This window comes from Alkalibacterium kapii, from assembly GCF_007988865.1.
Classification (GTDB): domain Bacteria; phylum Bacillota; class Bacilli; order Lactobacillales; family Carnobacteriaceae_A; genus Alkalibacterium; species Alkalibacterium kapii.
The window spans coordinates 91922-106188 of the sequence record NZ_BJUY01000005.1; the positions used below are offsets into that span (position 1 = coordinate 91922).

Annotated in this window: 12 protein-coding genes; all 12 read right to left on the reverse strand. The window is 41.7% G+C overall.

Annotation, left to right across the window (positions count from 1 at the left end; genetic code table 11):
* Nucleotides 1–31 precede the first annotated feature (31 nt).
* Nucleotides 32–1030 carry a nitroreductase family protein gene (locus AKA01nite_RS03315; RefSeq protein ID WP_146923793.1) on the reverse strand — a complete coding sequence of 333 codons (999 nt, stop codon included), beginning with the start codon at nt 1028–1030 and terminating at the stop codon, nt 32–34.
* A gap of 19 nt (nt 1031–1049) precedes the next feature.
* Entirely contained in the window at nt 1050–2510 is a 1461-nt protein-coding gene (locus AKA01nite_RS03320) for a lipopolysaccharide biosynthesis protein (RefSeq protein WP_146923795.1), read from the reverse strand.
* A gap of 24 nt (nt 2511–2534) precedes the next feature.
* Nucleotides 2535–3743 carry a polysaccharide pyruvyl transferase family protein gene (locus tag AKA01nite_RS03325; RefSeq protein ID WP_186805072.1) on the reverse strand — a complete coding sequence of 403 codons (1209 nt, stop codon included), beginning with the start codon at nt 3741–3743 and terminating at the stop codon, nt 2535–2537.
* A 40-nt stretch (nt 3744–3783) separates the two neighbouring features.
* The gene (locus AKA01nite_RS03330; RefSeq protein WP_146923799.1) at nt 3784–5061 is read right to left on the reverse strand and encodes an O-antigen ligase family protein; all 1278 of its coding nucleotides are present in this window, start codon (nt 5059–5061) and stop codon (nt 3784–3786) included.
* 22 nt (nt 5062–5083) lie between these two features.
* A complete protein-coding gene (locus AKA01nite_RS03335) occupies nt 5084–6310 on the reverse strand; it encodes a hypothetical protein (protein WP_146923800.1) in 1227 nt (408 codons plus the stop codon).
* Between the two features lie 49 nt (nt 6311–6359).
* Nucleotides 6360–7481, reverse strand: a complete 1122-nt coding sequence (locus AKA01nite_RS03340; protein WP_146923802.1) for a glycosyltransferase family 4 protein — start codon at nt 7479–7481, stop codon at nt 6360–6362.
* 13 nt (nt 7482–7494) lie between these two features.
* Nucleotides 7495–8238 carry a glycosyltransferase family 2 protein gene (locus tag AKA01nite_RS03345; protein WP_146923805.1) on the reverse strand — a complete coding sequence of 248 codons (744 nt, stop codon included), beginning with the start codon at nt 8236–8238 and terminating at the stop codon, nt 7495–7497.
* Between the two features lie 20 nt (nt 8239–8258).
* A complete protein-coding gene (locus AKA01nite_RS03350; protein WP_186805074.1) occupies nt 8259–9347 on the reverse strand; it encodes a glycosyltransferase family 4 protein in 1089 nt (362 codons plus the stop codon).
* Nucleotides 9348–9377: 30 nt separating this feature from the next.
* A complete protein-coding gene (locus AKA01nite_RS03355) occupies nt 9378–10571 on the reverse strand; it encodes a hypothetical protein (RefSeq protein ID WP_146923808.1) in 1194 nt (397 codons plus the stop codon).
* 16 nt (nt 10572–10587) lie between these two features.
* Nucleotides 10588–11706: a non-hydrolyzing UDP-N-acetylglucosamine 2-epimerase gene (gene wecB, locus AKA01nite_RS03360; RefSeq protein WP_146923810.1), complete on the reverse strand. Its 1119-nt coding sequence runs from the start codon at nt 11704–11706 to the stop codon at nt 10588–10590.
* A 174-nt stretch (nt 11707–11880) separates the two neighbouring features.
* On the reverse strand, nt 11881–12807 hold the full coding sequence (locus AKA01nite_RS03365) for a glycosyltransferase family 2 protein (RefSeq protein WP_146923812.1): 927 nt from the start codon (nt 12805–12807) through the stop codon (nt 11881–11883).
* 19 nt (nt 12808–12826) lie between these two features.
* Nucleotides 12827–14263, reverse strand: a complete 1437-nt coding sequence (locus tag AKA01nite_RS03370; RefSeq protein ID WP_146923815.1) for a lipopolysaccharide biosynthesis protein — start codon at nt 14261–14263, stop codon at nt 12827–12829.
* Nucleotides 14264–14267: the final 4 nt, after the last annotated feature.

A 14267-nucleotide genomic window follows, 5' to 3' on the forward strand; every position in this document is an offset into this window, starting at 1 on the left:
CTTTTTTTCGATCAGCCTATCGATCTGCTGACTAGTAGTACGTGTACTTCACTTCGCGTCGGTCAGATTTAGGCACTTTATAGTCGTCTACATAATTGCCCACACCGATAAACATGATAAAGTTCTCGTAGTCAGGGATATCAAAGGCAGATCTTAGGTTTTTTTCCTGGTTCAGGTTCAAAGAGCCGCTGAGCGGTACGGCAGCAATATCGTAATAGTGAAGCGCGTAAAGCAGGTTCATAGCATACATGCCGCCATCGATATTGGCCTGATTCCTTTCGCGGATCCGGTCATAATACTGAACGTCAGCTGTGATGATGATGAACTTGTCGATGTAGTCCCCGAATCCGCGGTTACCATTCTGATTCTTCTGGATCGTTTTCTTCAGTTTAGGATCTTCAACGACACGAAGCTTCCAGGACTGTCGGTTACAGGCTGATGGTGTCCGTTTAGCCAGTTCAAAAGCCTTTTCCAGTTCAGCCATATCGACAGGAACTCCCGAATAGTCTCGAACACTGTGTCGGCTTTCAGCAAAGGTTTTAAAATCCTGTTTGGACTGTTCCATGACTTCCGCTTTCGACTTGTAAAGAATCCCGCCTGAACACGTATCCGGCGTATCTGTCTCAAGCTGAGCCACTTCTTCTTTCAAGGCATCCACATTGAAGCCAGCTTCGTCATGCACGGCGATATAGCTGTGCAGGTTGCTCAGAGCAGTCTGATACACATGCGTGTCCAAGGGATATCCTTTTCTACGGTATTCCTTCATCAGCTCAAGGACATTCTGAAGGACCTGTTTGCCGAAGCCAAGACGCAGTTCTTTATAAGACAAGCCTTTTTCGATCGAGTGATACTCTTTCGTCAGTCTCGCCTCGATCTGATTATATGCCGTCAGGTCCTTCTTTCCGAAGCTGTATTTCAAGAAACGTTCCTGATCGTTTTTCATTAATTTCTTCATTCGATATTCTTTGATTTGCTTGATTAACCAGACTCTTAAGGAATCCGGAATCATCTTTTTGATCATTTTTTTCATAAGTCGTTCCTTTCCCTATCTATCTGTTCAACGCCAGATCTTTCATGCTGATCAGTGTTTTTTTGTCTATGAGATAATATGTCACCATGTAAGCAAGGCCACCGCCAATGACGCTCAAGATCAATTCGACGAGATTGCTCACATTACCCGTTGACAAGTAGCGCACCCCGGCGACTACCAGGACCATGAGCACTGAAGCAATCACTGTGTTTTTAAATAGAGCCAGATAGCTTCTGAACGTGGAATGAAGATACATCGTCGTGAGATACTGTAGGGTCATGGTCTTGATGACCAGATATACCGCGTATAAAATTACGACAGAATAAATGCCTAATCCCATCCATGAAAACACCAGCAGAATTAGGATATAGACTGAATTGACGATGATATCCGTATATAAAACAAGGTTAGGCTTATTCACCGAATAAAGCAGCGATGTCGCCAGGTTAGCCGTCAGGATATAAGGGATATAAGACAGCGACAGAATGATGAAGAAATCTGTACTCTCTATCCATTCAGACCCGAACAACACGGGGATAAATGAATGGGCCGTCATAGCGATGCCGATAAAAATCGGGAAGGCGAAGATACCTAAGTACTTGGATATCTTGTTATACGCATTCGTCAATCGGCTCATGTCGTTCTTAACTTTAGAGAGTACCGGGAACATGACTTTCGCAAATGACGTGGTGATGAGAATTCTAAGTTTGCCCAGCATGTTCTTGGCAAAGTGATACAATCCCAGGATTTCAGCTGACAGGAAGTAACCAATGATCAGTTCATCGATATGATGAGTGATTTGCGTCATCAATTGTTTTGCAACAATGTAAATACCAAATTTGATAAAGGGTCTGATTTCATTCAGCTTGAAATGCCAGTACAGATGAAGCAGGTCGGCTCTATAGGATTCGATCATCACTAAGATGGCCATGACAGCAACTGAGGCCACTTGCCCAAGCACGACACCCAGCAGTCCAAAGTCCATCATCAAAAAAATCACTGTGGCGATGACCAGTACGGCCTCCCTGATGATCTGTATGATCGACAGTGCCTTGAAGTGCAGCTCTTTCTCAAGGAATGCTGTGAAGAGGATGACCGGCGCGTTAAAGAAGACGGACAAACTCAATATAGGCAGCAAGCTCGTCAAGGCATCCATATCATAAATCGCCGACATGACTGGCGAAAATACGATGATCAATATACCGATGATCACACTAAATGCAGTTTGAAAGACGAACAACGATGAACGTTCATTTTTCGTTATTTCATCTTTCTGAATGATCGCCGTACTGACACCGAAGTTTTCAAATACGGAAATCAGCGAAACGAAAACGTTAATGATCGCCATGACACCGAACTCAGTAGGACTCAGGTATCTGGCTTTAAATATTAGCAGCAGTGGAGCAGCCAGTGAGTTGATAACGGTTTTGATCGTCGTCCACTTTATACTATTGACTGCCTGGTTTTTCAATTTAGACATGACTTGCTTCTCTCCATTCGATCCTTAAAAGACTTTAAATAAATCGGTTGAATTCTGTACATCAGCCAATTTTCCAGAAATAACTTTGGATTCATTTTCATATTCGTTCAATAGCTTGACGACCGCAGCATTCAGCTTGTCTTTATCCAGGCTTTCACGCACGTCGAACATATAATCATATTGACCAAACAGTTTCAGTAATTCATGATACTTCGTTGCCCAGCCGATCGCGATACACGGTACATGGTTTTTATAAGAATGGACGATCGAGTGGAAACGAGACCCGATAATAAAGTCCAGCTTTTCAACTAAGATATCAAATTCAAGAGAGCTGATGTCTTTGTCTAAAAGAATAACTTCTTCCTGCTTGAACATGTTCTTGATATTCTGACAAACTTCCTTGTCATTGTGAGAGTGTCTGAGGATATATACACTCTTATCGTGTTTCAAAGCTGTTTCAATGGCATACTTATAGGCCGCATAGACATCTTCGCTTTTACCATGCTTAAAATTCTCTTCATTCGGCACGATGCCGATCGCACTTTCAACGTCTTCATAAGACGGAAACTCCGGCAGCTCTTTATAGACATTAGTCAGATCAAGTTCTTTGCTCATCAGTACCATGTCATACGTTCGTTCAACATTCTTCAGTCCCAGCTCGTTGGTCAGGATATCGTAGCCCTCCTGTTCCCTTGCATAGATTTTAACTGGGTAAGGCATGGTCTTTTTCATCAAATAATCGATGAGGACTTTATTCTTGCCCTTATAGGAGAACGGGCCGAATGACTGAGGCATGATGGCCATTTTGATCCCATAGTTTTTTGCCGTCAGGATACGCAGTAGAAAATCCAGCGACCGATTGGCTGTGAACTGAGAAGATAAGGCGTAGCCACTGATATCAATCCAGGCAACTACATCATTCAGCATTTTACCGATTTTTTCTTTCTCGTTCTGGTACTGACTCTTCGCAGGTTTCTTGACCAGGTTCTTCAGCTTGTAAGCTGAACTGATTGGTCCACTGATGTAATCATAGATCCAGCCTGTTGAAAATGGCAGGATCGTAAATCGATACGTGCTCTTCTCTTCTTCCGAGCGCTTGTAGTCGCTGGTAGAGAGCAAGACGATCTCGGCATCCGGGAATCGTCTCTTCATCTGATCGACGGCAATAAACGTCATAGCCTGAGCACCTTTATTGAATAATTCGCCACCTGAAATAAATACGTACTTGTTCATATTTATCATTCCTTTAATTTGATTTGAAAGTCGGAAGTATCTAAGTTATTTTTGCGTGTTCATCTGAGTATTTAATAAATGCAATAATGACTCCCCAGGAGATCCACTGCCATTCGATAATAATGTTAGAAGCTGAAGATATCGAGGAGAATAAGAAAGCAAAGAGATAACTTAACAATACCCAAGAAACCTTCTGTATATATGAGTTATTGGAGTATTTAAAGTTATTGTACAATTTCCTCATCATATAAAAATACATGAGCGTGTATAGAACGAAAGTAACTATACCATATCCTGCCAATATTTCAATAAACCAATTATGTACATTTCTGGCATCCACTTCATAAATAGCATGGTTCGTCATCCAATGTTCCAGATTTCCGGCACCTACTCCAAAGCCAAAGGTCACACCAAGGAAATACAAGGAATTGAGTATCAAATGTACACGATAACGGTTTGAATAGCCTTCTCTAAACTGCGTCTCAATAATCATGCTGATCGTTTCACTAGTAAAGTTTCTGATAGCTGGTGACAAAATAACTGCAATCACAAATAATCCAGCCAATACGCCAGCTGTCATAAAAATTTTTCTACTTATTGACAGGTCCATTATTTTCACTAAAGCAAGAGCAAAAAGTCCCACGATCAAGCCCAGCTGATTCCCCCTTGAACCGGCCTGGAAGATAAAGAAACTTCCTGAGCCTATCATGAAGAGAGAGATAAATTTTAATAGCAGGTGTTTTGATGTAAACAGCACGATCAATGCGATGAATATACTGAATAATATAAGTGTGGCATAATCATTGATGTTTTGAAAGATAGAGATAGGAACTCGCTCAGTAATACTTTTATCAAACTGATTATACTTATCAATATAATTCAAATCTGCCCAGAAATAGGTATTAAAAAGCAATTCGATCCAGCCTATCAGCTGATGCATGAGTGTCATTACAAACACGATCATAATAAGCCTTTTCGAATCTCTTTTTGAACTTAGATAAGTCGAGATAAAGTAAATAGATATCGTTCCAAAAGCAATAAAAAAAGTTCCATAGAGCCATCTTGATAAATTTTCAACCCATAAAACTGAGACTAAAGCATAGAACAGCCAAAAGAAGAAAACTGTTGAATATGAAAATGATATCCTATGATTAAGATGTGATAAATCATCTTTATTAATAAAGGTCAGCACCGTCCCCATAAGCAAAACTAGAACTGTCAATCGATACATTGACAGTTCAGCAAAACCTAACGGTACTGAAAACATCTGCGTTCCAAAAAACACAGAGATAACGAGCAGATACGTTAGCTTTTTCATATTTTCCCCTTTCTGCCATTCTTTAAACTTCAGCTATTTTAATATCTATATTGCGGTATGCTTTGACATGTTTCCTCTGTCTGCGATACCAATCTTTCGATGTGAAGTTACGCTGAACAACTAATACGATTTCGTCGATTTTATCCGATACATCTAAGTGTTCAATACTATTAAATATACCTACATCCTTTGAGGTGTTAGACAGTTCAGATACTAAACTTCCATCAAGCTGATTTTCAGCCACTATAGCCACATGGTTGTTTTCTGACACGAGCATGTCATGGGCAACGAGTTTTGCTGAATCACTTTCATCAAACTTCAGGAATAATTCATCTGCATTCCAGCCATACGTAAAACTGTATTTGATCGTTTTAGAAAGGATAGAAAGCACAAAAGCTATGCCTAAACCTAAAAGTGTTCCACCGAACACTAATAATACCAGTCGAGTGATCAAAGCTCTTACATTGAAACCGCCTTGTTCTGAATCTATTATAGGATTAAATTCTGTGGGATTGGCAACACGTATATTTCTTCTGTTATCGTTTAATTGAATAGGGTAATTCATTCCCGATATAAAATCATAGACAGTATTGATAGACATTAATGAATCCCCGTCAGGTGTAAAGTTCCATCCGATATTCATTAAATCGGCATCTGTTGATGGAAGGCTGAAGTTTTCTGTTTCAGCAGCTTCAGAGACATCAAGCTGAACTTCTATTACATCTGTTGTACTCGTTGCTTCTACCAAACGGACATCACCGGAATCAGCATTGATCTCGAGTGACATCAGTAAATTCCCCGTATCAGGATCTTCATATAGACGGGCATGTTGGGTCGGGTCGATGCCTAAAAGCAACTCCAGAATATTAGCTGTTTCGAAACTATCCAGATCGATGACAGGTTCATTACCCGTTTCGCCCTCATCCTCTTCAGCAGGATTTGTATTTACTGCAAAGTCAGTTGAGAATCCCTTCATTCCTTTAATTTCCTCAATCAAATCTGGATGCAGTTCAGGATTCAGACGAATGTTTTTAAAATCAGAATCGGCATGCAACGAAATGACACCCACTTGATTTATCGTATCATCATCGATGATTTCTTCATCACTTTCTGTGCTACTACCAAAGAATGTCAGAGCATACTGAAGTCCTAATCCTGCAACAACGACTAAAATAATCGTCCCTAGGATCAACCAGAGATAATCTTTTACCATTTTCCAAACTTCGCTCATAAACGCATATAATGTCATTTCCTTCTCCTTTATATCTCCTGTCACTTTTCATTAAATATTAAGCTGACTATTTGACTTCCTTGTAAGTATTCATTAGTTCATCTGAAATAATTTCCCAGTTGAACATTTTGTATTTATCGATTGTGTTTTTCGAGAGCGTTTCGTAGTTCTTTATGATCTCAGCCAGTTTATCAGCGATATCTTCCGGTGTGTAAGGATCGACTGGATAGCCGACCTGGCCGTACGCGAACTGCCCGTCAAATCCTTGATCTATTGAGTAAATGACAGGAAGTCCCTGGCTCATGGCTTCGGGATATACTAGTCCAAACGTTTCTGTATAAGACGGCATGATGAAAATATCGTTTTTTCTGTACAGATCTAAAAGGACATCCTTGCCTGCTGGCGGGAGGACCTTGACCGGCACGTCTTCTACAGCAGTGAGTTCATCATAGATATCCTGATCGACGATTTTCCCGATAAAGGTAGCCTGTGCTTCTATCGCATGTTTATCTTTCAATATTCGCATAGCTTCTATGACACTCGGTGCATTCTTCGATTTTTTCAGCTTGCCGACGTATAAAAGATTTACTGCTGTGTCTGACGCCATCTTTTTCGGCCTGTATTCATTTTCGAACCAGAAATCATCGATACCGTTTGGGATGACTTTGGATTTTTCTTCAAGTGACGTCCGGTCGTTTTTTATGTACTCGGACAGCAGTGTCTTTTTATTGGCTTCAGAAAGAAAAACGACATGTGAAGCCTCTCTTAATATTCTTCTGCCGCGTGCTCTTAAATTGATTCGCTTTTTGAAGAAACCGTCGATGTCTGTCATCCCTCTCACCGTTACAACATAAGGGATATTATACTTTTTTGACAAATAAAGTGCCGCATTGCCGTCTGTGAATAAGGTATGTGCATGGATAACGTCAATGTTTTTGAAATCATACAGTTCTTCCATTTTACTGATTATCTTGTGCTGTTTCCAGGTGAATATGAACTTATCCTTATCTTTAAACGTCACAGGTGTCTTTACGTCAAAATTGGATTCGTATAAGAACTCGTCGATCGTTTCTTTTTTTATAGGCATATAGATCGTGTTCTTAACACCTTTGGCTTCAAGTTTCTCGACCAGATTCTCATGCAGTCTTGACGTCAAATAATTCGAGTTTATGTGAAAGACGTTCAACATGACTCATCACCCTTCATTTCTTTTTTAATACTGTGTAGATTTTATGGATAAGTAGGTATACAGACTTCATAAGAGGCAGTTTCTCGATATCTCTGTAAACTTTCCACTGATATTTGATCAGTTTCTTCTTGTTTTTGGACAAAGAGCCTTCCCTTACTCTGTAGTAAGTCAGCGCTTCGGGCAGGCCGTATACATATTTGGCTTTCTTGATGACCTGCAGCCACATAACAAAATCATTTCTTCTTTTGATGTCGGGGATGAAAAAGATGCCCAATTCTTTTGCATTGTACATGACGGTCGAGTTGCCCGGACAATACTTCAAAACACCTTCATAATCCAGTTTCGGATGTGATTTGATGACAGTCCCAGTCTTTTCGCCAGCTTCATTGATCTCAGCATAATCGGTACTCGTAAACACATAACCATTTTCTTTCATGAAGCTCAGCTGCTTCGTCAGTTTTTCCTTGTCCCATAAATCATCACTATCTAGAAAGGCAATATATTCACCCGTCACGTTCTGGAGCGCGGTATTTCTAGCTACTGCTGCCCCTTGATTTTTAGAGAGCTTAACGAGATTTATACGGGCATCGTCATAGGTGTTGATGATATCGATCGTATTATCTGTCGAACAGTCATCGACAACGACCAGTTCCCAGTTCTCATAGGTCTGACCGATGATAGAATCGATGGTCTCCTTGATATATTTCGCAGCGTTGTATGTTGGCATCACTATCGAAACTAGATTTTTCGTACTCATAATTATCCCCTACTATTATACTATTTGTTGTCCTTATTGTTTAGTTTATCCACAAAACGACTTAATTTCTTCAATAATGGTCGTCTATCTTCGCCGACCAAACCGATCAGTTCAATAAAGATTTCCAGTCCGATCAGTAAAGCGATGGTGATCAGGATCGATCCATATAATGATGATAACGGATATAGCAGTGCAATCATAGAAAAAATTCCGGCAATAAGATAAATAACCAAAACGGTCTGCTTATGTGTCAGCCCTAGAGACATCAGTCGGTGATGCATATGGTGCCTGTCCGCACTGGACATGGGCATTTTATTGAGTTTTCTTCTCAGCATCGCATAGACTGTATCCGTGATCGGTATACCCAGGATAACAATCGGGATGATCAGTGTGATCAGTGTCACGTTCTTCAGTCCGTATAAAGACATGACTGATATCATGAATCCCAAAAATAGTGCGCCTGTATCTCCCAGATAGATCCTGGCTGGAAAGAAGTTATAGGGAAGAAAGCCAATAATGGCCCCTACTAAGGTAAAGATGATAATGCTGGTCACAAAACTGGCCGATTCCAGGAAAAAAACGCCGATGATTCCCATGGTTGTCAAAGCAATGATCGACACCCCGCTGGCCAGACCATCCAGGCCATCTATCAGATTGATTGAATTCGTTATCGCTAGGATCCAGAATATCGTTAGTGGAAATCCTATCCAAGTCGGCAGGAAAATATCCTCCATAAAAGGCACACTTACTTGAACGACTGTCAGATCATTCATTAATACAATGACAACAGCAGCAATGATCAGTCCCAGCATCTTTGCTTTCGGACTGATTTCTTTGATATCGTCAACGATCCCCGTCAATAATACGATCGTTGCGCCTAAAAATATTGGAACAGAAATACTCAGCTGAACCGGCTGCAGGACGAATAGTGAGAAAAAGAAGGTCAGATAAATGGCCAGTCCTCCCATGGAAGGCATCGTTTCTTTATTCACTCGGCGTTTGTTCGGTACATCAACAGCTCCCACTTTGAATGAAAGCTTCCTGACTAAAGGTGTCAGCATTACACTGATCAACGCCGTTAAAAGTACATTTACAATTACTTGATACATATCATACATAAAATGGTGCCTCCTTTCTCTTTAATACAGGTCTCGTTCATTCTGTTCCTTTGATATACCGTAGAGAAAAACAAACAGCAGGAACATCCAGAACGCCGGATTCAAGTAGCCGCCTTTGGCCATATTCATCATCACAAAGAAGATGAACGTCGGCAGACTATTGAGCAGCATATATAAAGTCAGACCAATAGAGGGAATAAAACCGATCAAACCAAAATCGCTTAGTATGTAGGCGTATATATTTGTGATCGGCGGCGTGTGTCCGATGCCGTTACCCATCAGAAGACGGTCCCGTTCGACATACGTCCATGCCCCGAAAAGTCGGATATTAGCCGATCCGTCTTCGCCGCTGAGGATACTTTTGGTTCGCTCGATGATCGTGACATCGATGTATTCCCAGAAATAAATAATCAATCCTCCAAGTATTGCTACCGGGACAAGGTACCAATCGGACCAGTAAAAATCACCTTTAATGAGACGCGCGATGAGCACGGTCGCACTCGAGATGAGAAAAATCAGGATCATGCTGTAACTCAGGGTCAAGAGGATACCGGCCGCCAGAATGAAGAGCACTGTCTTCTTCGTTTGACTTTTTTTGTGCATCACATTCGAGAAGAACAGAATGTTCAGATAATGACCCAGGTGGGCCGGTTCTGAAAAAACACTCCGCGTCCGAACGATGGCATCATTGCCCGCGTACAGGTAACTTCTTGTGTCCTGGCGTGTAAAGCTCCAGACGAAATGGGGAAGTTCAAGGCTGTCTAAGTATATCAGTATGGTCAAGATGATTCCGATGACTACGGTCGCGATAGCCAATATATTGTTCAGTTTCAAAAAAGTAGAGCTTAACTGTTCTTGTTTAATGTAGTTGTAAAGTGATACTAATGATACCGAATAGAAAATCAGTTTTACGGTCGACAATATCGCCCGTCGCAGACTGAACCAGTAATCATTGTATAGATAAGACAAAATGAATGTCAGAGCTAAAACGGTGACTACCGTCAGCAGAACGATCATCTGTTTCTTTTGGATATGGAATTTTCCAAGCAGAAAAATCAGCAGCACAGCGAATGCTAGAACAAAATCTCCAAGCGATGAATAGAGTACCGCCCAGTCACTGACTAGGAAAGTTGCAGCTGCGAGAGTTAATATCAGCACTGACCAGCGATCTGCATATCTTCTGTAAATTTCTGTTTCATTCAATGAGATGTCCAAATTCAGTGTCTCTCCTTCACTCGAAGTAACGGATGATTTCTTTAACTATCCTGCTGCTGGCAAAGCCGTCTCCGTATGGATTGACTGCTTCTGACATTTGCTGGTAGCGTTCATTATTATTAAGTAGCTCATTAACTTCATTGATCACATGTGCTTTTTTTGTTCCGATGACTTTAAGTGTGCCCGTTTCCAGACCTTCGGGGCGCTCGGTTTTATCTCTCAAGACTAAAACTGGCTTATCTAGGGCGGGCGCTTCTTCCTGCAGTCCACCTGAATCCGTCAAAACAAGGTAGGCTTTGTTCATTACCTGGTGAAAAACATCCACTTCCAGCGGTTCAATCAAATGAATACGCTGATGATTACCTAGAAGTTTACGGGCCATCTGCTGCACCACCGGGCTCAAGTGAACGGGAAGCAGCACTTCCACATTCGGGTGCTTGTTAACGACATCAATGATTGCTTCAAAAATATTTTGCATCGGTTCACCGTAATTCTCACGGCGGTGTGATGTCAAGAGGATCCATTTCTGGTTAGGTTTCGAATCCATCAAATCCAATGTCGGATGCCTAGTCGTGCTGTTTTTTGTGTAATGAACAGCGTCGATCACAGTGTTGCCTGTGACAACTATCTGCTTTTCATCCTTACCTTCTTTTAGAAGGTTCTGTTTCGTGGTCTCAGTTGGCACAAAGAACAGATCGGTAATTGCATCGATCAACTGTCTGTTTCCTTCTTCTGGGAACGGGAAATACTTGTCATAGGTGCGCAGCCCGGCTTCCACGTGCCCGATCGGGATTTGATGATAATAAGCAGCTAAGGCTGCCGCAAAACTTGTCGTGGTATCCCCGTGAACGAGGACCATATCCGGCTGTTCTTCTAAAAAGACGGATTCAATCCCTTTCAATACATCAGAGGTGATGTCAGACAAGGTCTGATTGCGTTTCATGATATCCAGGTCGTGGTCCGGTTTGATGTCAAAGACCGACAATACCTGGTCTAGCATTTCTCTATGCTGAGCAGAGACGATGATGCAGGGTTCAAATTCATCCTGATGTTTTTTCAGTTCAAGAATGACGGGTGCCATTTTGATCGCTTCCGGGCGTGTCCCAAACACGATCGCAATTTTCTTTTTTTTCATCCTGCTGCTTCTCCGTTCTGTATTTAATGAATTTTCGTTTGGTCATCGTGCTGGACACTCATAGTGTGACACAATCACCAGCTATTTTACCATAAAAAGAACCTCTACCCACACAATTTAAGTGTTTTGTCATAATCCGGTAAAGGTAAGTGCTTTCTTATTCACTTTTTATTCTTATTTTCTCATCTGCTGTTTGAGCCGCGAACCTAGTATAAACAGTTTATCCTTCAGCTTCACTGTTTTGAACTGTTTCAGCCGGCGTTTCATCTCCGGATGGACGTCACTTGTTACCAGCCCGTTATAGATGGACAGCAGCTGGCGCTTGATGAACTGCTTCTGCATTTCCGAGTATTTTTGCTTCGCATACTCTTCTTCCAGTGCTTTAAACACTTTAATGTAAGAGTTGAACGACTTCAGCTTGTGCTGCTTTGTGTGCGCCGTCATGGTCGAAGCCGTCCGGTAACGCCGGTGGAAAAAGTTCTGGTTTAAGTAAGTCATTCTTTGCGTGTTCGCAAAAAGGATGGTCGTAAAGTACTCGTCTTCATGCAGGACGCCTTCGATGAATGACAGGTTGTTCTCGTCGATCAAGTCTTTATTAACTAAGTAGAGGCATGGAGAAGGCGTGAACGCTTTTCTATTTTTCTGCAAGGCTTCTTCCCCTGTGTAGAGCTTTTTGCTTTTGAGTGTTCCTGAAAAGTCATAGTTATTTTCATTGACCAGCGTCTGATCACCTTCGTAAAAAGCCAGTCCGTTGAAGCGGACGAGTTCTGCTTGTGTCGCTTCGGCCAGCTGGACGCATTCTTCTAGTGCATCTTTTTCCAGCCAGTCATCGGCATCCATGAAGTAGATGTATTTCCCTTGGGCGATTTCTAGTCCCTGATTCCGTCTGGCCCCCTGGCCTTCGTTCTTTTCATTTTCTATTAGGATGATCTCTTCTGTATATTGCTTGAGTAAATACGTGGTCGCGTCAGTCGATGCATCGTCCAGGACGATGATCTCCGTGTTTTTGTAGGTTTGAGCGAGCAGGGAATCGATACACTCCTCGACATACCTTTCTACATTATAAGTGGGTACGATGATCGATACTAAGGGTTTCGTCATGTTATTGCTCCTCCCTTCTTTATTCTTTAATGCCACGTGCACGCTCGAGCTCCAGTTTTAGTCGTTTGAATTCACCTGTAATGAATAGGCCGATGATCCAGACGATAAGGAATACAAGTCCTTTGACAACTAAACTGAAGAAGACATTCAACGGCAGTTCCGGCAAGAGCCAGAACACCCCCGCCTGCATAATGGCAAGATACAATGGTTTTCTCAAGACTTTAATGAAGTCCAAAAGACTTGACTTGAACATCTTGATCATCAACAGATAGTTGGCCTGGATCAGGTTCAGTGTGAATGCCAGAACCAGAAAAGCTGCGACATATTCGATCTGTCCCATTAAAATACCGATAACGATCCCGGTGATATTGAAGGCTGTCGACAGAACGCCTGACAGCAATAGGAGATCTGTCCGGTTCCCCGACTGGAAAATGCCGCCGGTGCTTGAGAGGATCATCTGAACCCAGATCGACAAGGCCAGTATCTGAAAGGCCTGCACACTGCCGTCCCATTGTCCACCAAAGAGAAATAAAATCACTTCTTTTGCTGTAAAAAATAAAAAGACAGACAGTGGCATGCCTAGCGTAGCTAATAAATTTGAAATTCTTAGATAGACGTTTTTGATGCGTTCTTTTTCCTCTTCATAATCTGATAATATCGGATGGATCACCGAGGTCACAAGACTTGTCAGTACTTGGTTCGGATAGAGTGAGACTTGATAGGCTTTGTCATAATAGGCCAAAGCACTTGCAGAGAAAAAGCGTCCGATCAGTAGATTATCCAGATTTCGTGAGAAGTAGTTGATAAAGTTGAACAGGAATTGGTTTCTTGAAAAAGCGAAAATCTTTTTCAGCGGTTCCCAATTAAATGTCAGTTTGATTTTGATATCGGTCTTCATGTAAAACACAACGAATAATGTCGCGGCTCTTGCTGTGTTTCCTATGATAATCGCATAATAACTGAAGTCCAAAAGGGCTAAAATGATTGAGATGACTCCAGAAACGACGGATCCTAAAACAGTTGTCAAGTTAACGAGTTTGAAATTCTTTTCCCGAAGGAGTATTGACTGGGGAACGACTAAGATACCGTAGAAAAAGACCGCGATGGCTAAGATCATGCTTATTGGTATAAATACGTCATTGCCGTAAAAGAGACTCATCGGGTAGCCGAGAAAAACGAATAGGATGGCTAGGCCAAAAGCTATGTAGAGACTGAATGAAAAAATATCATTCAATTCTTTGTTATTTAATTCTTTGTTTTGGATAACAGCTGGTCCAATACCAAAATCTGCCAATAGTTGGAAGAAAACGAGGAAGATATTGACAGCTGCTACGATGCCGTATTCTGCGGGCGTCAGTATCCGTGACAACACGGCTTGGACGAGCAGCTGAACCACCACGATGGAATACTTCCCGATCGCTGTATAAAATAAGGCATGTTTAAATTGTTCCATCATAGCG

Bases quoted from the DNA above. Each gene is read 5' to 3' on its own strand.
- AKA01nite_RS03315 (WP_146923793.1), bottom strand. From the start codon at position 1,030: ATGAAAAAAATGATCAAAAAGATGATTCCGGATTCCTTAAGAGTCTGG.
- AKA01nite_RS03320 (WP_146923795.1), bottom strand. From the start codon at position 2,510: ATGTCTAAATTGAAAAACCAGGCAGTCAATAGTATAAAGTGGACGACG.
- AKA01nite_RS03325 (WP_186805072.1), bottom strand. From the start codon at position 3,743: ATGAACAAGTACGTATTTATTTCAGGTGGCGAATTATTCAATAAAGGT.
- AKA01nite_RS03330 (WP_146923799.1), bottom strand. From the start codon at position 5,061: ATGAAAAAGCTAACGTATCTGCTCGTTATCTCTGTGTTTTTTGGAACG.
- AKA01nite_RS03335 (WP_146923800.1), bottom strand. From the start codon at position 6,310: ATGACATTATATGCGTTTATGAGCGAAGTTTGGAAAATGGTAAAAGAT.
- AKA01nite_RS03340 (WP_146923802.1), bottom strand. From the start codon at position 7,481: ATGTTGAACGTCTTTCACATAAACTCGAATTATTTGACGTCAAGACTG.
- AKA01nite_RS03345 (WP_146923805.1), bottom strand. From the start codon at position 8,238: ATGAGTACGAAAAATCTAGTTTCGATAGTGATGCCAACATACAACGCT.
- AKA01nite_RS03350 (WP_186805074.1), bottom strand. From the start codon at position 9,347: ATGTATCAAGTAATTGTAAATGTACTTTTAACGGCGTTGATCAGTGTA.
- wecB (WP_146923810.1), bottom strand. From the start codon at position 11,706: ATGAAAAAAAAGAAAATTGCGATCGTGTTTGGGACACGCCCGGAAGCG.
- AKA01nite_RS03365 (WP_146923812.1), bottom strand. From the start codon at position 12,807: ATGACGAAACCCTTAGTATCGATCATCGTACCCACTTATAATGTAGAA.
- AKA01nite_RS03370 (WP_146923815.1), bottom strand. From the start codon at position 14,263: ATGATGGAACAATTTAAACATGCCTTATTTTATACAGCGATCGGGAAG.